Genomic DNA, 23,936 nt, shown 5'->3' with positions numbered 1-23,936 from the left:
CGCCAACCTTGGGAATCATCCATGGCCAAGTTACTTTACATCGAAGCATCCCCACGCAAAGCTCGCTCAAAATCCATCACCGTTGCGAAGGAATTCCTGGCCGCCTATCAAGCGGCCCATCCGGGCGACGAGGTCGAGACGCTGGATCTATGGAACACCGAGCTCCCTGAATGCGATGGTTTTACCATTGATGCGAAGTACCAGGTCTTACATGGCCAGGACTTCACCGATCAGCAGCAGCAAGCCTGGCAAGCCGTTGTAGAGACTTGCGATCACTTTAAGTCGGCCGACAAGTATGTCTTTAGTTTGCCGATGTGGAACTTTGGAATTCCGTATCGACTGAAGCACTACATTGACGTCATTGCTCAGTCCGGCCAAACATTCTCTTTTGATCCCCAAACAGGATACAGCGGGCTGGTCACTGGGAAACCGGTGGCAGTCGTGTATGCACGCGGCGGATCCTATGGCAGCGATGAAACCAAGGGCCTGGACATGCAAAAAGGCTACATGGACTTGCTATTAGGTTTCATTGGATTCACCGACGTAAACTCGATTCTGGTTGATCCCACGTTAGCGGCTCCCGAAGATGTGGCCCAAACGGAAGCCGCAGCGATCGAGCAAGCCAAGTCAATTGCCAGCCAGTTCTAATCGGCCGATTCAATCGAGCGCTGCCAAGCGTTCACACTGAAAGCTGCAACGGGTTTCGAACAACCTGAGCGTCGCATCAGCAGTGTCCACGCCTGCCATCCCGACGCGTCTTGTCACTCGAGAGTGACAAGGCGGCAAGCGTTTTGCCGCCCCTCGCCACTCAATCAGCGAAAGCCACCTCCCTGGCCGCCAACTGGGCAACAATTCCATTCAGGCCTGGCTAAAATCATTGACAGGAGTGCGGCGTTCTCACGCATCAACAGCAGGCTTCTTGGACACGACTGACGGGGTTTCTCATGAAGTGGTTTACCAGTTCCTTTCTATCGGCACACTGGAAACATCTGGTCTTTGCCAACTACGTTGTCGCCCCCGACAAACTGTCCCCTTATGTACCCGAGGGCACTGAAATCGATCCGTCCTCTGACAATGTGTACGTCAGTTTAGTGGCCTTTCTGTTTGAAAAGACCAAAGTGATCGGCCTACCGGCGATTGGAAATCGACATTTCGAGGAAGTGAATCTGCGATTCTATGTGACTCCCAAACACGATCGTTCGATCCGGGCAGTGACGTTTATCAAGGAGATCGTTCCGAGCCGGTTGATACCGCTGGTCGCCAACAGCCTGTTCAACGAAAACTATGTGAGCATGCCAATGTCACACGACATGGACGACAATCGCATTGATTATCGCTGGGGAGACGACGATGAGTATCGGATCCAATTCACACTTGATCAGACACCATCGATCCCCGAACCAGGCTCCGTTGAGGAATTCATCACCGAGCACTACTGGGGCTACGCGATCGGCAAGCGACGAACACTTGAATACGAAGTCAAGCATCCTCAATGGCCTTGCAGCAGAGTAGAGGATTATCAAATCGACGTCGACTTTGGCAAACTTTACGGAGACGACTTTCAGTTTCTCAACCAACAAGATCCAGAGCATGTGTTTTACGCTCCCGGTTCTCATGTAACGGTATCCTTTCCCGGAACGCTGCAACGAACAAGCTGACTGAAGCGTGCGTGCTGCTGGAACGGATCGACGATTGCGATTGCTTCACGATGCGTTCCCAGAGTTTGATTGATCCGGTGTGTCGGCCCAGCGTCCAACATCACACCTAGAGGTGCCTTTTTCGCGGCCCGCCACAGGAAACGTCCCCTAGAGCGATGGCATTTGCCGCAAAACGGTTCCCCCAAGCGAACGATGTGTTTCCATACGCAATCCAACTGCGGTTCCTTCGCGCGACATCGCGTTGATAAGTGACAACATATTCACAACGGTGATTGGCCGCGACTGCGAGCTCATTTATCCAGCGGAGTCCCCACTCCCAAGTCCAGCCGGACAATCACCAGCCAAGGGAATCGCGATGAACACCGCAAGCTACACAACAGAGGCTGTTAACAAAATCTGCTCTGAGCTGCATGCCATTATGGAGAAGTACTCGGACTTGGTTTGGTATGAACGCGCCATCCGCATTCCACAAACGGCTCCCAGTGAATCCAGGCTAGCGGAAATCGAAACCAGCTACCCAGCGATTGAGTTGGAACTGATCAATGATCATGATCAATGGACCGCAGGGTTCAATTGCGGCATGCTTGCTGCCTCAAGGCACCTGCAAGACATCCTGCAGAATCATCCCTCATCCAATGCCGGCAGCGCATCAGAGGCCGGCACCGACCAAGTCTCTGACCCCGACTCTTCCGCTCCGAATGCTGGATTCCCTAACTTCGACATTTAGGATGCAACTGAGCTTTGCCACAAGGCTTTAGCCTTCATCAACCGCAGTGCTTTAGCGTTTGAGTCGCAGTGCTTTAGCGTTTGAGTCGCAGTGCTTTAATAGCCTTCATGAGCCGCGCCATGCAACTCGGCGAGCTCGGCTTCATTCAAACCGCGAATCTTTTCTGGATCGAAACCGTGGTCGCGAGTCAGGTGTGTCCAGTAGGTCATGCCGTCGACATAAGCGACTTGAATGTCGACGCGTCCCAACCACAGACGCAATTCGTCGGCATTCAAACTTCTCAGCCAGCGACTTGGTGGGCGACCGTGCCGACTGCGTCGTGTTGCACTGGGACGTCCCGCATCGCCTTGCGAAGCATCTCCCAAGGATGCAGGATCGAGATCAGTTTGTTCGCCACTGGCCTGTTGAATCACAGTACCGGGTCCACTTTCCACCCCACCTGCGACAACGATTCCACGCCCTAAGCGACGTTGATCATCGCCATTTAAGACGTAATCGGGGATCATCGCTTCATCGAGGTATCCCTCAACGCCTTGCAGCGATTCTCCGGTGGCGATCTTGATCGGCGTGGTGATGCCCGTCACAACCCAATGGCCATCAATTCGCTCCTCGCGTTCATACCAACGCCAAGTCCGATTCGACGCCAAGTGCCAGTGCACTTCCTTGGACGTGCGTTTTGCTGGAACCGATTGCGTTTGGGAATCACCCGTCGTCGTCTGCGGCATCAGGTTAGCAGCCAATTCGTCAAACGCCTGCACACCGGTGCGACGGGACAAACAGAACAAGCCAAGACCACACCAGAACGCAACGCGGCGACGAGAGAATTTTGAGCGAACAGACATTGGGCAGAGGTGATTAAGGGGCAAACAGCGAGGACTTCTCTGGCAAACGCAGTCGCGGCGCGTGCAACAAACCACCCCACGGCAGCCAGTCGTTGCCGTTGCCAGTTCCGAATCGGTGACAAGCTCTCGACAGCGGGCCAAGCGATGAGGCAGGCCATGGGGCAAGCCATGGCATCCGAGCTTGATCTATCATAATTCGCCACCAACCCGTTCGCACGGAGGATGCCCGCCAGAAACGAGAGTCTGTCGGGCAATGGCCAGGAGAGAGAACGGCACCCGCCTGAGAGAGCAGGCCGATGCTTGCTTCGCCCCTCACGCAAGGCGGCTGATCACCTCACTCGATCCGCTGAACCGGCAAGCCATCGCTAGCGCACCGAATCCTCCGGCACAATTTTCTTGTCCTGCCAGTAGAAACCATCGGCTCGCTTTTCCAAAATCCGAGCCGCACTTCCGGGAGCCAACGGCAATTCCTTTTTCGGCAAGAATGAACGTAGATGTTTGACAACGGCCTGATGCTCAGACGCAACAGCGTTGTGTTTGATCAAATTGTGATGCTCAAACGGGTCGGCTTGCGTGTCATAGAGTTCTTGCTGCCCATCGGCATAAACAATGTAGCGCCACTTGGTATCGCAAACGGAGTGATTGCCGGCATTGTGTGTGCAGATCGCAGGTCGCTCACGATGCTGTTGAACGTCCTGCAACTGTGGCACCAAGCTGATTCCCTCTTGTCCGTCCGGAATGGGAAGGCCAGTTAAATGAGAGAGCGTGACGTACAAATCCAATAGCTCGGCGGGCTGATTGCATTTGGCATCCAGTTGCGTGTTGAAGGATGTCAATCCTGGTGGCACCGAAATGATCAACGGCACGCGTGTGCCATGGCGCCAGAGGCTGTTCTTGCCCGAGATCGCCTTTTCACCCATGTGATAGCCATGGTCACCCCACAGAACAACAATCGTCGAATCACTTAAGCCCGCTTGTTCGATACCATCAAGAACGCGGCCGACTTGGCTATCGACAAAGCTGACGGAGGCCAGATAGGAACGCGTCAGATTCTTGAGCTGGTTGTTCTCCCGCAACCAGCTTGTGCGTGGCTCGGGCAAATCCCAGTGGATGTACCAAGACGAATCTGGCGTATCTTCCCGGTCCGAAGCCAGCAGTGGAGGCATCACCAGCGACTCTTCGGGATACATGTCGTACCATTTTTGCGTTACATAACAGGGCACGTGGGGCAGAAAGAATCCAGCAGCCAGGAAGAAGGGTTGATCGGAATCGCGCTGCTTGCCCAGCTGTTCCAGTTGGTCCACTGCCCAAGACGCGACCGCCCAGTCACCTTTCTCTTGATCCCGGTGTGGAAAGGTTCCCCAGTCCATCAACGGATGATTGCCTCCGGGCGTGGGTGGAATCAGTTTCTGCTTGGGCTTGGCACCAACACTTGCTGGGGGGCCCCAAACATCGGCTTCCAACTCTTTGCCTTTGCGTCGCCCATTGGCTCCATGATGAATCTTGCCACCGAGCAATGTTTTGTAACCATGTTGACCAAAGTACTGGGGCATGGTCACCAAGCCCTTTAGTTCATCCACGTTACGAATCCATGGCTGCAAGCCATAAACCCCTGTGCTGGTCGGTCGCCGCCCGGTCATCAATGACGTTCGACTAGGATTGCAGAGCGGAGCTTGACAATGTGCGTTGGTAAACGTCACACCGCGTTCGGCTAGGCGAGCCATGTGTGGCGTCTTGACTTGCGGATGGCCCTGCAGCGGTTCAATCCAATCGTTCAAGTCATCGACAGCGATCATCACAATGTTGGGCCGTGGCGTTTGCTCGCGATCACCTGATTGAGCAAATCCGGTTGCTTGAAACAAGACCACCGACAGCACTGCGATCAACCCTCTAGAAAACAGTGCACAACCATTTCGCGAACAGTCACGAGGCAAACGAGCAACAGCACAAACCTGTTTCATCACAACAGGTGTGGGGCAGGAAGAGTCTTTCATGAGGCGATCGTCAGTGGGTCAGAGACTTGAAGAGGAGGGGAGGGCACAGGGAAAAAATGCATGGTTGAAATGCAGTGGAGTTGCAAACGTGCCATCGCATCGATCACCAGCGAACGAAATGCCGCTGCAAAGAGCATGGATCACGCTGGAGAGGCAACGCAGTTTTTCCAGGTTCTATTGTACGCTGAGCGCTAGGTAAATTGCCAGTCACTGCCACAACCGGTATTCTGCAGACCGCTACGCATGGATCGGGTGATTCATGGACGCGATTCGCTCCCTCAATTCGCCTGTCGACCTTGGAAACTGCGTTATTAAAGATCAGCGGCGTCACGGTTCGTCGTGAACAAACCATCATCTTGAACGATCTGTCATTGACCGTTCCCTGTGGCAGGCATACCGCTGTGCTGGGCCCCAATGGATCAGGAAAAAGTTCACTGCTGAAACTCCTGACACGAGACTTCTACCCGTCGATCCACGCTGACGGCACGCAGGGCGACGTCCTGATTCTGGGTGAAAGCGAATGGGAAGTCCAGCAACTGCGGCGACGTATGGGAGTGGTTACACCGATCCTGGATTCGGAATTCGGTCATGGACGAACCGGTCAAATGACCGTTCGTCAAGCGATCGCAAGCGGCTTCACGGCGACACGACTGCATCGCTTTGGCCCCCAATTAAACCAACGGATGCAGGATCAGATTGACCGTGCGATCTCGCGGGTCAACATCGGTGATTATGAACACCGCAAAGTCATGACCCTGAGCACTGGTGAACGGCGACGCACGCTGATTGCACGCGCGATTGTCCACGAACCAGAGATCTTCGTTCTCGATGAACCGACCAGCGGTTTAGACATCGCCGCCAAAGCTGAATTCACCAGCATTCTCGCTGACCTCGTCGATCAGGATACCATGACCATTCTGCTGGTGACTCATCACGTGGATGAAATTCCACCGGCGATGCAGCACGTGGTGCTGCTGGACCAAGGCCGAGTCGTCTTTGACGGAGCCAAGCAAGCAGCGCTGACAAAGGAACGCATGAGCCAACTCTTCTCGACCAACGTGGCCATCAATCAACAGCCAAACGGTTGGTATCAAGCCAGCGTGCAGTGATGGTGCCCAGCCAGAATGCCCAGCCAGAGCGTCCAGCCAGAGCGTCCCAGCGTGGACTGCCATCTGAAACAGCCGATGATCCACCACGTTGTCGCGCAGCAGATCACCAAACGACATCGCCCCGTCCCGTTTTCCTGCTCAGTGACTGTCTAGAAATCACTCCTCAGGTTGACACCGAGACGAGGCTGGCAACGTCTTCGCGAAAGTGGTCAGGCAAGCTTAGATCGATTTGATTTTCAGGTTACGCCAACGCACTTCAAATGGGCCTGCTTTCTTGCCGATGCCGTGCACCTGCAACCCGAACGATCCTTTGGGATGCGTCTTGAAGATCTCTTCGTCGGTTAGATCACAGATTTGTTGACCGTTGATCCAGACCTTGATGTTCGCACCTTTGGCAACGACGCGGTATTGGTTCCATTCGTTGTTCTTGAAATAGTCGTGCTGATTGACGGCTTTGTCCTTCGACTTTGGCTCCGGAGACAACCAACCGCGACCGGTCGCTTCACCATAAATGAAGCCGGCCTGTCCAGGTCCCGCCTCGATCTCCACCTGCGGTCCGTACAAGCGGCCGCCGTGACTGTTTTTGTTTTCAACATCTTTGAGCAACGAACGAATCTGCACCCCTGAGTTCAGTCCGTTGTCGACCTTGACTTCGAATTCCAATTCAAAGTCACCGAATTGCTCTTCGGTGGTCAGGAAGGAGTTCGGGCTTCCTTCGGCTGTGGTGCCGACGATCACGCCTCCTTCTTCAATTTTGTAAGTGGCAAAGCCGCTTTTAACAGCCCAGCCATCGAGTGACTTGCCATCAAACAAGGACTTCCATGGCCCCTCGGCATGAGTCGAAACCGCCGGAACGGCGAGGAATGCAAGAAGCAAGCAAGCGGGAACAAATCGAAACAGTCGCATTGGAAAACCAACCTCGGTGTGGGAAGCAATGGATGGGGGGCAGTGATCAGCCAATCGCTGATTTGGGTCCAGCATTATAGTCTGTCAAGCTGCGGCAACCAGCACAGCAGCATCCAATGGTGACTCAGGCATCGAAATCACCTCTTTCAGTCCAAGAAGGGCCCCCATCGCTCACCCCACCACTCGACCGCCACCACCACACAGGGGATCAATGTGCCAGGGAAATGAAGCCGAGGCGAGGCAAAGAGAAGCCACGTCCGGCTCGCTGTCGATCACAGCCTCTGTCCTGTTGCAAACCGCTGGTGAAAGCTAGAATTCTGGCTCACGTTTTCAATGTTATGCAACACGACAAGATCAATGAAATTAACTTCTTGGAACGTCAACGGAATTCGGGCCGCAATGGACAAGGGGTTTCGCGACTACGTCGAAACCGAACGACCTGACGTGATTTGTCTTCAGGAAACCAAGGCCCAACCCGAGCAGGTTGATGTCAGCTGGGCAGAGGCACTCGGCTACCACCAGACCTGGAACTGCGCGGTCAAGAAGGGCTACAGCGGCACGACGATCTGGAGCCTGATCGAACCGCAAAAAACAAGCCTGGGCATTGGCATCGAAGAACATGACCAAGAGGGCCGTGTTGTCACCGCCACCTTCGATCAGTTTCACCTGGTGAATGTTTACACGCCCAATGCCCAGCGTGGCCTCGCACGGTTAGATTATCGCATGCAATGGGACGTTGACTTTCTGGACTATGTCAAAAAGCTCAAACGCCGAAAGCCAGTGATCTTTTGTGGCGACCTCAACTGCTCGCACAAGGAGATCGACTTGGCCAATCCGAAAGCCAACCGCAAGAACGCTGGATTTTCAGAGCAAGAACGGGCTGGGATGGATCAAATCGAAGCCGCCGGATTTGTCGATTCTTTCCGGCACTTCTGTGATCAGCCCGATCAGTACAGCTGGTGGACGTACCGATCCAATGCCAGGGAACGGAATATTGGCTGGCGTTTAGATTACTTTTGGGTCACCGAGCGTTTCATGCCGCAAGTCAGTTCTGCAACGATTCGCAATGACATCTATGGTTCAGATCATTGCCCGGTGGAATTGGAAATCGAAGCCTAAACCGTTTTGGCATCAGCCACGGGAACTGCGTCCCAAAAAACCGGGACCAGCAGCCTGCGGCTGATGCAACGTCGACGCGGGCTAGTTCTTTTTCTTTTGCGGTGGTCGCTTGCGTTTGCCCGGCGGCAACTTAGGAGGCTCCGGCTCCTTTTGATTGACCTTGTCGGCCAACTTCTCCGCCAGCCCTAGCAAGCCACCGGATTTCTGCTTGCTGGACTTACTGGTCGCCACCACGTCAATGACGCCATCATCATCGTCCAGATCGAAGTGCTTGCCACTTGGCAAAGTACGCTTCACGAGCAGACGCTCGCAGATGCCCCAGGTGCTACTGGCAATGAAGTAAACACACAGCCCTGCGGGAACTTTAAAGAAGAACAGGCCCATGAACAGGGTCATGAACGTCATCACCTTTTGGGTCATGGCTTGCTGTTCATCGGTGGCAGGAGGCATGAACATTTTTTGCTGCGTCAAGAACAAGGCGACAACAAACAATGGCAAGATGTTCATGTAGGGACCTAGCCAGCCGGTGCCGCGACCAGAGAACCACTCGGGCATCCAGTCGGCCCAGAAGTAGAGTTGATCGGGTGCCGCCATGTTGGAGGCCCAGCCGTTGGGATCCCACAAGGGCTTTTGCCGCAAATCGATGTCCACCGACAAGGCTCGATACAAGCCCATGAAGATTGGCAACTGCAACACCATTGGCAAACAACCGGCCAACGGGTTGAAGCCCACTTTGCGCTGCAAGGCTTGCTGGGCACGCATCCGACCTTCCATGTCGTCTTTGTACTTTTCAGCAATCTTTTTCATCTGTGGTGCCAGCTCTTGCATGCGTTGGGCATTGATGGCCGCGTTACGGCTGAGCGGGAACATCAGACTTCGGACCACAACGGTTAGCAGCACAACCCCCAGGCCATAGTTTCCTACGCCCCAGACCAAGAAATGCAACAACCAAGAGAGCGGCGTGGAAACAAAGCTAAACCAACCGTAATAGACAAAGCGGTCCATCCCGTATTGAGCGAGCTCGGTGGGTTCTTTGGGACCGACATACAAACGCAAAGATTGCTTGAAGGAATCCTCTGCCTGACCAGCGGCAGCGAGCTGAACCTCGGGACCATTGACAAAGAACGACACGTTGACGGCTCGTTCCTGGTGGCGTGGGACCTCTTCTGGATCGGCAACCAGCGTCGCGGTCGCTCGCGAGAAGGAGTCAATCAAGGTGGCATCGCCAGCGGGCAGATACGAGGCCGCAAAGTACTGTGCATCGACGGCGATGTAACTCAACTGGCGAGCTTCTTCGCTGCTGTCGCGGGCAAAGATTCCCTTTTCGGTCTTCTTGGGATCCTTGCGTCCGGCCTTCAGAAGACTCATCCCACTGATCAGCTGGTGGCCGTCATCGACAGTGTTGTAAACGATATCGCGAGCCGCAGCGCCACCCCAGTTGGGGCTGATTTTGTTGCTGTACCACCAACCTTCAGCGGTCACGCCATTGGGGCCGTCCAGTCGATAAACAACTTCTTGCGGGCTCTCTGCAAGGTTGATGACCTCGACATCCATATCAATCACGTAACTGCCAGGCGTAATGGCATAGGATCGTCGCAGCTTCAGTGGCTTGCCGACGCCCTCCATTTTGCGTGAGCCCAAAACGGTCTCAAAGATGATCTTTTGCACGCCACCATCGCCGGTTTCGACTTTGGCGTCCCAGATCAAATCCTCTGGAGCACCCAACGACTCGATGTAGCGTTCACCAACCTTGATGCGATTCCTGCCGACACTGGCCAAGGTCATCAGGCACGAGGCACGGGTCAGGTTACCCACCACTTGATCATCGCCAGCGACATCCGCCAGGCGGATCAGGTCCAACGGATGGTCCGTCAATGTGGCTTGGAAGACAAGCAACGTGCCGGCGACCTGCTGTTTCTTGGCAGCATCTGATTCGTCTTCAGTGTCAGCTTTTTCTTCCGAACTGGCTTCGTCGTCACCGCCAGCTTCTTCGTCTATGTCTTCGCCAACTTCTTCGCCAGTTTCTTCGTCTATGTCTTCGGCAGTTTCTTCTGTTTTGGTCTCAGTTGGCGCTGCGGTCGCCTGCTTGCTTGGACGCAGCACTTCGATGGCGATCTCTTGGTCTGGTTTTGTCTTGGCCAGCACGTCTGCAGCGGAGGCTTTATCCGCCACCGTGACACCGTTGATGGCGGTGATGATGTCGCCGACCAACAACCCGGTCTCACCTGATTTAGCCTTGGCCAAACTGGCCGGAGTGCCCGGGGCAACCAAGTTCACGCGGACCCCATCCATGTCCTCTGCTGAGCGCAACGCCAAGTAGCCGAGGTAACCGCTGCGGGTGTCAATCCGGCGATATTCCAGGGGGCCTGCGACATCGCCGTCTTTGCGGCGCACCAGTTCAACGCGTTCAATCGCGCCGCCTCGGTTGGTGAATGTCACCAACAGATTGTGCCCGCCAGCCTTGGGATCGAACGAACCCAGGGTGTACCAAGACTCCGGAACGTCGGTCGAGGTGACCTCGTTTTCAATGGGCGTTTGGTTTTCAGGGGCTTGCTCGCCAATGTTCGGCTGATCTACCTGAGCAGCCTTTTGCTCGTTGTTCGCGAGGTCCTCTTGAGGCACCAATTGAGAACGAAGGTACAGGTAGAAAAAGAGAAAGGCTGCAGACGCAAGCAGAAAGGTTTGGGTACGGCGATCCACGATCGTTCCGAGACGGTTGAGGGAGGAAACGAATGACTCAATTGCTGAGTTTTTGCAATCAGCAAACGAGGCAACTATTGAATGTATTTAAGGCGCAACATCATGTTGATGCGGCGGCACGGTTTCGGTGCGGCACTGATTGCGGGCATACGGTACTGGTCAATTGGTGAGCTCAACACCCCTCAATCGCCAGCATCACATGACTCGCCAACACCATCCAGCTCGCCAGCAACTGTGCTACGAAATTTGGCATTGGAATCAGCGGCGACATGCGAATTTGTCCGCCTGCCACTCAGCGACACCCACCTTCGGCGGGTCAAGCATCCATCCGCAACAGTGTTCCGGTGCAGTATTCTGATCGTGTTAGTGAATCTTGGGAAGGTGATCGAGGAACCGGAAGATCCGTTCAACGTGAATTTCTTGCCATCAGGCAAGCTGAAACTGGCGGGATTCGGTCACGATCCGGTGTGATCGTCCTAAGCTTGCGGCAAGTTGTCCGCAAAACAATTCGATGCACACTCAAAACGCCCATCGGCAACCCATCGGTGGGGAATCTTGCTTGAGAGGCACAAAAACGACAGAAGATCGGTGGCGAGCGCAAGGATCACCGATCGATCGGCCTATAACGATCAATCTGAAAACCGGAGGCTGCAAACGATCAGCCTGACCGTCAAACAGCACAGCCGGCCTAACGCTGACTGTGGGCAAGCGACAAGCAGCCGCTTAGAAAGAAGACAAGCGGCCGAGGGCCGCTTCGAGTTCCAGATGGCGTCTACGGGCGTGTCGCAACTTCGGCAGCCGGCAACACGCCAATGAAGGACATCAAGTCGCTGACATCTCGCTCATTCAACGCGTCGATCAAGCCGCTGGGCATGATGCTTCTGGTCTCTGGCAAGATCTGATCGACCTCAGCGACAGGAACCACGGTCGCATCGTTGCGTGAATCGCGAACCAGCAATGTGCCGTCGGCCTGTTCGGTGACCAGACCGATGTAAACCTTGCCATCCAAGGTGACCACCCGTTTGCTGGCGAACTGATCACTGACCACGTGATTGGGATGCAGAATCGATTCGACGATTTCGCGTTTGGTAAAGCGACTGGCAAGGCCGGTCAGATCGGGACCAATGGATTCTCCAACCGCACCCGTCCGGTGACACTGTGCACAGTTGGCGGCCAAGAACAGGCTGCGACCGCGAGTCGGATCACCCGAGCGACCTTCAGGGCTCTTGAGGTAGCTGACCAGTTGATCGAAATCCCAGGTGGATTCATCTCTCGGTGGCAAGGTGGCCGGCGGCGAATCGGGATAGATTTCCGCGTACCAGTCCTGCCAAGGCTTCATGACATCGTCTGTGGGAGCGTGTTGCTTGCCGGTCCAGTGCCGCAGCAACTTGGTAACATTGTCTGGGCGATGATCATCTTCTTGATTACGCAGGCCCAACAGAATCAAGTGACGCAGTGCCAAGGGATCATCCGTCGCGACATTGACTTTCAGCAATGCACTGACAACCTCTCGGGCCGCATCGTCATCGACCACATTGAGGCTACGGACCAAATAGTCCCAATTGTCGCCCTCGGGATTCTGTGCCAATGCAACCGAAACCCTCGACCGACGCTGTGGCTCTTCGCGCCATAGTTCTCGCAAGTATTCAGTGGACTCCGCTTGATCGGTACTGGCCAACATCGTCACGATGGCCGTCCGCAACCGACGCTGGATATCGCGTGGCTGTTTTTCGTTACGCAGACGCCGATCCAAGCGAACGAGGATCGAAGCGACTTCGCCGGAGACGGGGCGATCCAACCGGTAGATTGCCGCCAGAGCTGCGTTCTGCCAGATGTGTCCCTGTTCAATGATCGCTTGCAAGTCATCGACCGACAGCGCGGAACAGAAGTCTCGCGTCACATTGGTAATGTACATTGGTAACGCACCGGAGGTCGAGCGATTGGCTGATTTCTCGTAGAACTTCAACAATGAAAACCGCTGCTTGTCATTCCATGTGTGTGACATGGATTGCAAGCACATGGCGACCAAGATTCTGCTTTCGTAAGGTGCTTCCGATTCGAGGTACTTGATCGCACGATCGGCCACGGATTCGGATTGCATGTAAGCCGCCAAGCGGATCACTTCATGGTTAATGCGTGGTTCACCGGCGGGAAACTCTTCGGCGATCTGTTCGCCGAAGGCCGTCACATGTGTTGAATCCAGTCCACTGCGGTGCAGCGTGACCTGGCACAATCGCAACAAGTCAACAAAGTCAGCGTCACTGAGGAAGCCGGACATCAATTCGCTTGATCGTTGCAGGATCCGGACAGCTGTCTGCTCGGTTTGATCAACATCGGTCAAGGCCAACATGCCAACCAATGACTCGCGGACGTTTGTCGCTTCCAGAACGTTCTCTGCAAATTTGTCTGCTGGCATCGACGCAACCAATCGCCGACCGATGAAGGCCAAAGTGCGATCACCACCAGAGATTAGCTCGCGAACCACTTCGTATTCTTTGGGCACCACTTGTCCACGCAGCATTGCTTCGGCAGCAGCGCGTTGGACGACTGGCGAACGATCTTGTAAGAGTTCAGCCAAGCGACTGCGTCCCAGTGGGCCGGGATTTCGCCCCAACATGGATGCTGCCTTGGCACGCACCAATTCGCTCTCGGTTTCACTCAACTCCAGCAACAAGTCTTCACTCGGCACGGGGCCAAAGAGCTGCATCAGCGTCATCGCCCGCACACGATATTCAGGTGGGTTGTCGGAACTGTAAGCCACACCGGCCACCAATGGATTCCAGCGATCACCCAGATCGTTCTTGATCGAGGCGATCTTCTGGCGCGTCCAAGCAGATTCCAATTGTGGCTGTCGCACGGCTTCGGCGATCCCGGTTCCCAACTTGGTCAAGTCAGTGGGCTCTCCGTCTTTATAGACCACGCGATAAATACCACCGGTGGTCGAACGGCCACCGGTACAGAAGAACAGATTGCCTTCAGGCCCCACTTCGACATCGGTCACATTCAGCGGCTGTCCTTGCAAGAAGACTTCACTGGTTGCAGTGTAACTGGAACCGAGTGGTTTCAATCCGACGTTAATGATCCTGCCCTGACTCCAGTCAGCCAGGAACATAGTGTTCTGGTAGCGTTCGGGGAACGTGAAGTGATCGTAGCAGACACCACCGGTCGGACTGCCTCGTCCAGTGTCCATCAAGTTTGGCAAGCGATCGTAGTAATAGTGTGGCCACTTGGCCCATCCACTGCGCCAGCCAAACTCACCACCCTCGGTGACATCAAAGACAGCACTGGAGCGATACCAAGCAGTGTCGACGTCGGATTCCATATCAGAATCATGCACAAACATCGCGCCGCCGGGATGGAAAACAATGTCATATGCGTTTCGAAGTCCACCGGCGACGTGTTCAACAACGGTGCCGTCGGAATTCGTTCGAATCACGGTTCCGCCGGGCGCCAGAACATCTTTGCCATGTCCACTAGGATCTTCATAGCGAGGCAACAGGTCGCCTTCATAGGTTTGACGATACGTCTGTCCGTCACCGACCTCACCAACGGCTTTGACTTGACTTCCCACAACAACATAGATCATGCCGTCGGGGCCAAGTTTGATCCCGTGAGCGCCATACTCGCTGGTCTGGCCCGTTTTTCCGCTGTGGTCAACGAAGTTCACAATGGCTTGAATCTTTTCCAGTGATCCATTGCGATCGGCGTCTGACAGCTTGTACAACGCCAAGCCTTCTGGACCGTCAGCGGTGACAAAGACTTCACCATTGAGCGCCAAGACACCTTGGCAGTTGGTCACTTTTTCACAGTACACTCGGACCGTCTCTGGCACACCATCGTCGTTATCGTCGTAGGCCAGCAACAGCGGGCCATCTTCTTGTCCGATCAGCAAGTGACCGAACTCATTGAATGTCATGGAGATGACGGAACCGACTTTGTCATCAGAGAGAATCCGTTGAATACCGAATCCCTTCTGGATTTGGAAGCGTTCGCCCGCCGCAGCGTGAGGCTGGGGAACAGGTGTGTTTTCGGCAAAATTGCCAGCGTCACCCTGGCCGTTCGGCGGCGTCATCGTTGGTTCATTTCGCGAAGGAATCTTGCTAGGATCTTCGGGCGGCGTGGGCAAGCCAGGGCGGCTAGCGGCTTGGCCGTCGTTGAGAGCCGCAGGCGAACCGTTCTGTGGCGTGGCATTCTGGATCGGCTTGGGCGTCGCTGTGGCAACTTGCTGTGGCGTCTGCTCTTCCGGCGCGCCAAATGTGGCCGCAATGCCCCAAAGCTGGTCATCATAGACCGGAGCCTGCCAACCTTGTGTCGCAGTGGGCGATGTTTTCCAAGATGGATCGGTCCGGAAGGTGTACCACTTGCTGGATTTTTCTGGCTTAACGGCAACGCTGGCAGCTAATGCTGCCGTGTCACCGTTGCGGTTGCGGACTCGAATCGCAACCAAGTTTCGCCCCACTTGAAAATGCTTGGTGGCGTTGTACGAATCAACGGTGCGAGATTGCACCGACGAGCCAACTCGAGTGCCATTGACGAACAGTTCATACTCGTCATCCGCAGCAATCTCAATTTTGACCGTTGCGGGCACTCGCAGGTTAATGGACTTTCGGAAAAAGCACTGCTCCCCGACGGGAATGGAGTCCTCTGGCGAGGCTCCAAAGCGCCAAATCCATTGGGATTGCTCCTCGGCGCTGGCCATCGATGTGGCCACAAACATGCCAACAACAATCGCAGCACAACACAGCAAGGCCGAGCCCAGCTGGCTGTGAATAAATCGGTGGCTGCCGGCCAAACGGCCGGAACGCAGGGAAGGCACTGGAGATGGAACGCTGTCAGCACGATGTCGCTGGTGAGGCGAACCATCGGCGCATTCAGTAATCAGACCATTGAAATCAATGGCCTTCGATCCGTGACTCAAAACTTTAGGCGTAAGACAACTGCCTGCCATGGCACTATCGCAAGTTGAGGGCTGAGGGACAATATGTGTCGCAGCGTATGAAAATCACTCCTCCCGTCGCAAGACCGATTCGGGGGGAAACAAAGGCAACCCTGACGACCACTGCCTGCCGCTGAGTGATCTTGGCAACCGTTGTTGAAAGGGCGTAAACTGAGTGCTCACGCTGCCAGTCCGCATCGTGCGACATCTCCTTGCCTCTGGATCGCTCCACATGACCGCTTCCGCTGATCACCCCGCCTCAACATCCAACTGGATTTCTGTTCAACAAGCACGGCGGGCCGAAAGTGCCGGCAGTGAACACGAGATCCGCGGCTGGGTGCGAACTCGGCGTGATAGCAAAGGTGGATTCAGCTTTATCGAAGTCAATGACGGCTCCTGCATGGGCAACCTGCAAGTTGTCGCCCCTGCGGAACTGGCCAATTACAGCGATGAAGTGCAGCGTTTGACCGCTGGCTGCTGCATCGTTGTCCGCGGCCAACTGCAAGAATCACCCGCCAAAGGACAGGCCACCGAACTGCATGCCAGCGAAGTGCGTGTGCTGGGCTGGGCCGATCCAGAAACCTATCCGCTGCAAAAAAAACGCCACTCGTTTGAAAAACTCCGCGAGTGGGCTCACTTGCGCACTCGGACCAATACGCTTGGCGCCGTGATGAGAGTGCGCAACCGCATTAGCCAGTCGATTCACCAGTTTTACGATGAGAATGGCTTTTTCTACGTCAACACGCCTGTGATCACGGCCAGCGATTGTGAAGGTGCCGGCGAAATGTTTCGCGTCACCACGCTGGACTTGGAACGGCTGGCTGCTGCCGGTGGACCGGTAAATTACGACCACGACTTCTTCGACAAACCAACGTTTTTAACCGTTAGCGGACAACTGGAAGCGGAAACCTTTGCCTGCTCTCTGGGCCGCGTGTACACCTTTGGCCCAACCTTCCGCGCCGAAAACAGTAACACCAGTCGCCACCTGGCTGAATTCTGGATGGTCGAGCCCGAAGCCGCCTTCTTTGACCTAGCCGACAACATGGACTTGGCCGAACGGTTCCTCAAACGACTGTTCGCTGATTGCCTCGAACACTGCCAGGAGGACATGGAGTTCTTCGACCTGCGCATCGAAAAAGGCAAGATCGACCAAATGAAAAGCGTCATCGAAAAGCCCTTTCAACACATGTCCTACACCGAGGCCATCAAAGTCCTGGAACAGTGCGGCGAGTCATTCGATTACCCGATCAGCTGGGGCACGGACCTCCAAGCCGAACACGAACGCTATCTGACCGAAAAGCACGTGGGTGGACCGCTCATCTTGACGGACTATCCGTCAACCATCAAACCGTTCTACATGCGTTTAAGTGATGACGAAAAAACCGTTGCTGCCATGGATGTCCTGGTTCCCGGCGTCGGTGAAATCATCGGTGGCAGCCAACGCGAAGAACGCTTGGACGTGCTGCAGAAACGAATGGCCGCCCAAGACCTCAACGAAGAAGAATACTGGTGGTATCTGGACCTGCGCCGCTTTGGCACCGTCCCACATGCCGGGTTTGGATTGGGCCTGGAGAGAGCGGTGCAGTATGTCACCGGGATGACGAACATTCGCGACGTGATTCCCTTCCCACGCACCCCCGGAAACGCCGAGTTCTAATCCTGTGGATTGATGCATTGCATGGGGACTGCCGGACACCCCCAATGCTCAACACCCACTAACGAGCGTTAATGGCGGTTAATCTGCTGCCATCGCGGCGCGTGCCCACAGCTTCAAATTGCTGGATATGGTTATGAGTGTCCAGCGTCTGTGCTCCAACGCCGACGCACCGGCTCTTCTAAAGCCCCAAGCACGCAGCTCGCCCGATTTTGCATCGGCTCTGCGGCGTGCCACTCTGATCGGCGTTGGGCTGACACCTGGTTTTGACTGCGGCATCTGCCGATCCCCAACTGCATGTGGTGTCCTATGAAGCGTCTGGAAGAATTGAGCTCGTTGTATGGCGACCAAGCCGAATGGGTTGCCAACGAAGTGAATGGACTGCTGGAGCGTTATCGCAACGCGATCGCTCAGAAACACGCCTCGACGACAAAACTGACGGCCAGTGACGCCATTCTGATTACCTATGGCGATTCGATTCAGACCTCTGAATCCAACCCCCTTCAATCCCTGTCCCATTTTTGCAAATCACAGCTTGCTGATTGCATCAGTGCGATCCATTTGCTGCCATGCTTTCCCTACACATCGGACGACGGATTCAGCGTCCAGGACTACTACCAGATTGACCCGGAACTGGGCGACTGGGACGACGTGACGGCCATGTCGGGATCGTTTGACATCATGCTTGATGCGGTCGTCAATCATTGCTCGCAACACAATGCCTGGTTCAAAAGCTTCCTGGAAGGCGATCCTGAATTTGACGACTACTTCATCACCGCCGACCCCGACGTGGATTACTCTGCCGTCACCCGGCCTCGCGCCTTACCATTGCTGCACCGCTATCCGAAGCAGGGCGGTAAGGTCAGCGTCTGGACGACCTTTTCCGAAGACCAAGTCGACTTGAATTACCACAGTGCCAAAGTCTTTGTGCAGGTGCTGGATGTGCTGTTATTTTACGTCGCCCAGGGATCGCGATTCATCCGCTTAGACGCGATTGCATTCATCTGGAAAGAGCTTGGCACGACCTGCTTGCATTTGCCGCAAGCTCACTTGATCATTCAGCTTTATCGGCACTACATCGAGCAACTAGCTCCTAACATGTCAATCATTACCGAGACCAATGTGCCGCACGACGAGAACGTGTCGTATTTTGGTGACGGACACAATGAAGCTCACTTGGTTTACAACTTCACGCTGCCACCCCTGTTAATGCATTCGCTGCACGAGGAGGAAGTTGAAACGCTGACCCGTTGGGCCAACACACTGCAACTGCCTAGCGATGAAGTTTGTTTCTTTAATTTCACCGCCAGTCACGATGGTGTTGGAGTGCGACCGCTGCAGAACATTGTCAGCGATGAGAGCATCCAGCGGTTGGCAGACATCGCCCAGGCGCACGGTGGTTTTGTGTCTATGCGAGACAACGGGGACGGGACCAAGAGCCCCTATGAAATCAATTGCAACTACCTGGACTTCGCAACCGCGCCCGACGCAGAGAACAGCCTACGAGCGCAGCGATTCTTGTTGACTCAATCGGTCATGCTGGCCATGCCGGGCGTGCCGGGCATCTATTACCACTCGATCCTGGGCTCGGAAAATGATCGACAAGCAGCCCTGGATTCGGGCATTAATCGGCGCATCAACCGACAGAAGCTGACGACGTCAACGCTCGAGGCCGAACTAGCAGACGCCACCACACTGCGGCATTTGGTTTTCAGTGGCTACCGTCGATTGATGCAAGCCAGACGAAATGACGCGGCCTTTGATCCGTTTGGAACCGCGCATTATCAGCAGCAGGGCAAAGTCTTCATCATTCACCGCGTCAGTGATTCTGGCGATGTGTATGCGTTGCACAATTTTTCCAGCGACTCCAGTGAAGTCACTCAACTGCCGGCCCAACTCACCGATCAGCTCTCCGGTGAAACCGTCTCCGGTGGCTCTCTCACCCTGCAACCCATGGAATATCGCTGGCTGAAGGTGATTGCAGACTGATGAAGATTTTAATCATCCCGGACAAGTTCAAAGGCTCGCTCACCGCTGAACAGGTGATCGACGCCATCACAGCGGGCTTGAAAGACAGCTTGCCAGAGGTGCAGCCCTTTTCAATCATCGCATCCGATGGTGGCGACGGCTTTTTAAATGCGATTTGCCAAAGCAATCCGAGCGTTCAACAAGTTCACTGCGCGACAACCGATCCGCTGGGCAGGCCGATCGACGCGGTCTTCGGCTGGGACGCCGGCTCAGAATCCGCCTACATTGAAATGGCTCGGGCGTCGGGCATGGAACTTCTTCAGCCCCAAGAACGGAATCCCGAGCTGACGTCAACGCTGGGCACGGGCACGATGATCATCAATGCGATCGAGCGCGGCGCAGAGCGAATCTACGTTGGCTTGGGCGGCAGCGCGACCAATGATGGTGGCACCGGGATCGCGCAGGCCCTGGGCTATCGATTCCTTGATCACACAAACGCGACGCTTCCACCGACCGGTGGATCGCTCCGCAAGATTCATCGAATTGATCGAACCCAGCTGCACCCGAAACTTGATGCGGTTGCGTTTTGCGCCATCAATGACGTTCGCAATCCGCTGCTGGGTGCTGAAGGTGCAGCCATCATGTACTCACCGCAAAAAGGAGCGACGGCGGAACAGGTCCCACAGTTGGAACAAGGCTTGGCAAATCTTGACCGGGCAGTGAAACGCGACCTGGGAATCGATGCCGCCGAAGTTCCCGGCAGTGGAGCCGCGGGTGGAACGGGATTTGGCCTAAAGGCTTTTGCCAACGCGCAATTCATTTCCGGCACGGAGTTCGTGTTGTCGCAAAGCAAAGCACAAACACTGCTGGAGTCCGGCGAGATCGACTTCATCTGGACAGGTGAAGGAAAAATCGATGACCAAACGGGCTTCGGAAAACTGGTCTTCGGTGTTGCCGAGATCGGCAAACAATACAACGTGCCGGTGCTCGCCGTTTGTGGAAGACTGGACTTGCAACACACCCGCATCAGCGACTTGGGCTTGCAAGACGTTTTAGCGTTAAGCCAACAAGGTTACTCACTGGAACAATGCATCGATCAAGCTGGGCCACTGGTTCGCCAGTTGATCGCCCAATGGGCTGGCGATGTCAAGCAATCGCGTTAGCTGCCAGTCAGCGCCTTAGCTGCCAGTCAGCATTAACGAACTTTGTGCATGTACAGCCGGAACTCTCGATCGATTTCTAGCAATGATTTTCCCAACGCACCGGAGAACATCTTCAACCGCTGATGCGGGGTCAACTGGGTGCCAATCCTAGATTCACTGATCGAGCGGAGGTACTTGAGATACTCTTCCTTGTGAGTGCGAATCAAGAAATAGGTCAAGGCCCAGGCCTCGCCGTAGGCGTCCAAGGCAGTTTCAGCGGACATGATTCGGGTGTCGTCACCGATGAGGGATGACAGGGAATCCGAAGGACGACGAGCGGAATACTCGCGCCAGCGTTTTAGGTTCTTCTGATTGACCTCGCCAATGCCGCTCCAGCGAGACATGTTTCGCATGTCTGGCGCTTCGAAATACATCGCCAAGCCTTCACTGACCCAAGTTGGATTGTCTGCAAAGCGTCGCTGGAGACCGCTGTTGTACGCCAACTGGTGCGTCGCTTCATGAATGATCGTTGACAAGTTGCGTTCCCAATCCGGAACGTTGTAAGTCGTCATTCGATTGGTGGCCAGATTGTAATATCCGATCAAAGAATCCACCGCGTCACCTGCTTCGGCGGAACCGAACTTGACAAACTGATTCCGATCGGCGAACACCAGTGCCACCAAAGGAAACTCTGGTTCTTCAAGCGGCCAATCCTGATTGTCCCAATAGGTATAGAACGCTTTGTAGAGCTGTTCAAACAAGCGGCCAACCTGATTGATATGTTGCCGATTGCTGTTATGGATAATGATGTAATGCTTGGTACGATAAACTTGGATTCCCCGAGGGAACTCCTGAGTCATCCGTTTCACCATCTCATTGCAACTGATGGGTGTGAACGGTTTGTCGTTGGACTCGCGTTTGATGATTTGTTCGGGCTGAATGGTCCAAATCCGACCGTCATCACTTTGCAGCATCATGCTGCCGTCCTGGCCGGAAAGCAGAATTCGCCCGTTGACTGTCCGGGTCGCTTGCGGGGCCCCATTGTTCAAGTCTTTAGGGCCGGACTTAAAGGTGACAACTTCAACGGCATCAATACCAGCGGTTCCCAACGGGCCGCGACCGAGTAGGCCGGTTACCAGTGTGAACGCAAAACAGCACCAAGCCACGGTGCGACGCAAACGATTGCTGACAACGGACACCTCAGCATCCGGCCGGCAAACCGTTCTTTGGGTGGCGTCAACCACCGAGCGTTCTGATGCAACTGTTCCCATTGTTCAACCAATCTCATCGAATCGGCAAGCGATGCTCACTTGCCGCAAATCATTTCTACCGTCACGACCATCGTCCACGGACGACACGCACAACCAGTATTCCCATCATGACGATGGAACCAATATACCAGAAAGCGAGCGTCGCTTCGCCGTCCCGAACACCACTGTGCAAAAGTCCGAACAAGCGGATCCCAACGGTGGGAACACTGGGGGGAATCACAGGCTTCAGCACCGGAACATCACCGCTGGTTGCTACCGCGGTGACAAACACGGCGATCAACAGTGGCTTCGAAAGTAAGCGTAGGTCCCCCCACCAAAAACGAGCCACCCGGGACCCACCAGACCGTAATAATTCCCTAACATTGCCATCCAAACTGGCATAACCCGCTGCCAAGATCCAATACGCCAAGGGGATCCCGCGCACCGACAGCCCCAAAATGGTCGGAATCAATGTTTCTTGGTAAAGCGTTCTGAAGCCCGGGAGCGACAGATTAAACCATTGCACCACCACCATACCAACCAGTGGACCTGGGATCAAAAACAAGAGCAGGGTCAGACAGCGTATCGCCAGCTGGCACCGCGGTCGATCGGCAGTCCACGCCGCCATCAACCAAGCGATCGGAACACAAAACGCTGCGGCTGCCAAGCCAATCAACACACTCCACTGATACTCGGGCCAGTAATCGCTTAAACCACCGCGCAATCGCTGCCAACACAGGGCTGCCGACCAAGTCACTTCAACGATTGGCTGTGCGGTAGCCTGGGGCTGGAAAGAGACATTCGGCGAAAACTCGTTCGCGGCAATATTCATTTCATCACTGGCAAGGCGTTTGTCACCGTTTACCGGTGCCGCACGGACCGAGACCTCTTGACCAGCTTTGACCAGCAAACCCAAAAACGGGACCGTGAAACTGATCGACGCCATCAGCACCGCACCACACAGGACGGCCAGATGAGCGAATCTGGAAAGCGGTGCAACTGAAACCGAGTCGCCCCGATGAGCCGCGGATAACGGCGGCACAGACTGGCGATGGACTTCGTTTGCCAGGTGAGGCCTTTCAGTAGAGTGCGACCATTGCCCGACAAAGCCTTGGAGCGACGACGTCACGCGGCGGCCGCGCAGCAACATTAAACAGGCGGCCACAATCAATAACGTGACCGGCAAAACCAGCAACATCGTGATGGAGGCCAAAGAGGGCTGAGCAGCGTGCACCAAATAGAACTCATCGGCCAGTGTTCGCACGCCATATAAATCAACGACGGTCATCTCCGTCGCCGCCAGCATCGCTGAGGCCAACACCCCCAAGCACGCCCAGGGCATCGCAATGGGCAACAGTACGCGCCACCATCGCCAGAGCAAGCCGCCATCGAATGCAGCCTGCTCGGAAATCTCCTGTGGGACTCTCCTGACCCCGTAAAACGTAAGCAACGCGACAATCTGGCTGCCGAACAACCCGTGCACCCACAGGGCTGCGACCATGCCGCCGTATTGACCGCCCCAACCGCTGTAGTCACGGGCGCCGGTCTGCGTGAAGGTTGTCCAGCCGAATTTCCCGGCCGTCGCTTCCCATGCTGCGGCGTGCAGGATCAGCGGAGTGGCCAGACAAGCGATCGCCGCCAACAGACTGTAACTGAGCCCCCAACCAGCCAGGCGCTGTCCGCGGCCAACGCCGCGTTGCTGAGACAACATCCATAACATCATCGCCTGTGGCAGACCAATCGCGGCCGATAACAGCGCACACAGGAACATGAACTGCACTGTGACAAGAAACGCCGATGGCCAAATCATCATGTTCTCAACAGGGAAGGTGACGCGGCACTTAGAACATCAGCTTGGATGCTCACCTCCCGACCGCTGTGACTTGGCACGCGGCCAACGGCCCACCTGCCAGACACCGTGATCAAAAACT

Annotated in this window: 15 protein-coding genes; 8 read left to right on the top strand and 7 right to left on the bottom strand. The window is 55.1% G+C overall.

The features are described from left to right. Positions 1–21 precede the first annotated feature (21 nt). The 3 genes from SV7mr_RS06980 (at position 22) to SV7mr_RS06970 (ending at position 2,385) form a co-directional block, all read left to right on the top strand. A complete protein-coding gene (locus tag SV7mr_RS06980) occupies positions 22–648 on the top strand; it encodes an FMN-dependent NADH-azoreductase (protein ID WP_145270489.1) in 627 nt (208 codons plus the stop codon). Positions 649–944: 296 nt separating this feature from the next. Beyond that, a complete protein-coding gene (locus tag SV7mr_RS06975; protein WP_145270487.1) occupies positions 945–1,658 on the top strand; it encodes a YqjF family protein in 714 nt (237 codons plus the stop codon). A gap of 355 nt (positions 1,659–2,013) precedes the next feature. Next, a complete protein-coding gene (locus SV7mr_RS06970) occupies positions 2,014–2,385 on the top strand; it encodes a hypothetical protein (RefSeq protein ID WP_145270485.1) in 372 nt (123 codons plus the stop codon). Positions 2,386–2,480: 95 nt separating this feature from the next. Here SV7mr_RS06970 and SV7mr_RS06965 read toward each other — a convergent pair whose 3' ends face one another. Beyond that, complete coding sequence (locus SV7mr_RS06965) at positions 2,481–3,227, bottom strand: hypothetical protein (RefSeq protein ID WP_145270483.1); 747 nt, start codon at positions 3,225–3,227, stop codon at positions 2,481–2,483. 365 nt (positions 3,228–3,592) lie between these two features. Continuing rightward, positions 3,593–5,221 carry a sulfatase gene (locus tag SV7mr_RS06960; RefSeq protein WP_419188204.1) on the bottom strand — a complete coding sequence of 543 codons (1,629 nt, stop codon included), beginning with the start codon at positions 5,219–5,221 and terminating at the stop codon, positions 3,593–3,595. A 296-nt stretch (positions 5,222–5,517) separates the two neighbouring features. Here SV7mr_RS06960 and SV7mr_RS06955 point away from each other — a divergent pair, with 296 nt between their 5' ends. Beyond that, on the top strand, positions 5,518–6,330 hold the full coding sequence (locus tag SV7mr_RS06955; protein ID WP_419188203.1) for an ABC transporter ATP-binding protein: 813 nt from the start codon (positions 5,518–5,520) through the stop codon (positions 6,328–6,330). 219 nt (positions 6,331–6,549) lie between these two features. Here SV7mr_RS06955 and SV7mr_RS06950 read toward each other — a convergent pair whose 3' ends face one another. Further along, positions 6,550–7,236 carry a 3-keto-disaccharide hydrolase gene (locus SV7mr_RS06950; RefSeq protein WP_145270479.1) on the bottom strand — a complete coding sequence of 229 codons (687 nt, stop codon included), beginning with the start codon at positions 7,234–7,236 and terminating at the stop codon, positions 6,550–6,552. 357 nt (positions 7,237–7,593) lie between these two features. Between SV7mr_RS06950 and SV7mr_RS06945 the strand changes: the two genes are divergently transcribed. Continuing rightward, positions 7,594–8,355, top strand: a complete 762-nt coding sequence (locus tag SV7mr_RS06945; protein WP_145270477.1) for an exodeoxyribonuclease III — start codon at positions 7,594–7,596, stop codon at positions 8,353–8,355. A gap of 81 nt (positions 8,356–8,436) precedes the next feature. On the opposite strand, the gene SV7mr_RS06940 is transcribed toward SV7mr_RS06945, so the two are convergent. Continuing rightward, a complete protein-coding gene (locus SV7mr_RS06940) occupies positions 8,437–11,055 on the bottom strand; it encodes a YidC/Oxa1 family insertase periplasmic-domain containing protein (RefSeq protein ID WP_145270475.1) in 2,619 nt (872 codons plus the stop codon). 772 nt (positions 11,056–11,827) lie between these two features. After that, entirely contained in the window at positions 11,828–15,772 is a 3,945-nt protein-coding gene (locus SV7mr_RS06935) for a HEAT repeat domain-containing protein (protein ID WP_419188202.1), read from the bottom strand. A gap of 451 nt (positions 15,773–16,223) precedes the next feature. On the opposite strand from SV7mr_RS06935, the gene asnS reads away from it, so the two are divergent. The 3 genes from asnS (at position 16,224) to SV7mr_RS06920 (ending at position 20,776) form a co-directional block, all read left to right on the top strand. Next, positions 16,224–17,648: an asparagine--tRNA ligase gene (gene asnS, locus SV7mr_RS06930; RefSeq protein ID WP_145270473.1), complete on the top strand. Its 1,425-nt coding sequence runs from the start codon at positions 16,224–16,226 to the stop codon at positions 17,646–17,648. Between the two features lie 306 nt (positions 17,649–17,954). Further along, a complete protein-coding gene (locus tag SV7mr_RS06925) occupies positions 17,955–19,634 on the top strand; it encodes a sugar phosphorylase (RefSeq protein ID WP_419188201.1) in 1,680 nt (559 codons plus the stop codon). After that, positions 19,634–20,776, top strand: a complete 1,143-nt coding sequence (locus SV7mr_RS06920) for a glycerate kinase (RefSeq protein WP_145270469.1) — start codon at positions 19,634–19,636, stop codon at positions 20,774–20,776. The genes SV7mr_RS06925 and SV7mr_RS06920 overlap by 1 nt, the downstream gene beginning before the upstream one ends. Positions 20,777–20,808: 32 nt before the next feature. On the opposite strand, the gene SV7mr_RS06915 is transcribed toward SV7mr_RS06920, so the two are convergent. Beyond that, complete coding sequence (locus SV7mr_RS06915; protein ID WP_145270467.1) at positions 20,809–22,026, bottom strand: DUF1570 domain-containing protein; 1,218 nt, start codon at positions 22,024–22,026, stop codon at positions 20,809–20,811. 61 nt (positions 22,027–22,087) lie between these two features. Then, positions 22,088–23,818 carry an ABC transporter permease family protein gene (locus tag SV7mr_RS06910; protein WP_145270465.1) on the bottom strand — a complete coding sequence of 577 codons (1,731 nt, stop codon included), beginning with the start codon at positions 23,816–23,818 and terminating at the stop codon, positions 22,088–22,090. Between the last annotated feature and the right edge of the window lie 118 nt (positions 23,819–23,936).

The organism is Stieleria bergensis (assembly GCA_007745635.1).
Classification (GTDB): Bacteria; Planctomycetota; Planctomycetia; order Pirellulales; family Pirellulaceae; genus Stieleria; species Stieleria bergensis.
This window is presented reverse-complemented; position numbering and strand designations above follow the sequence as displayed.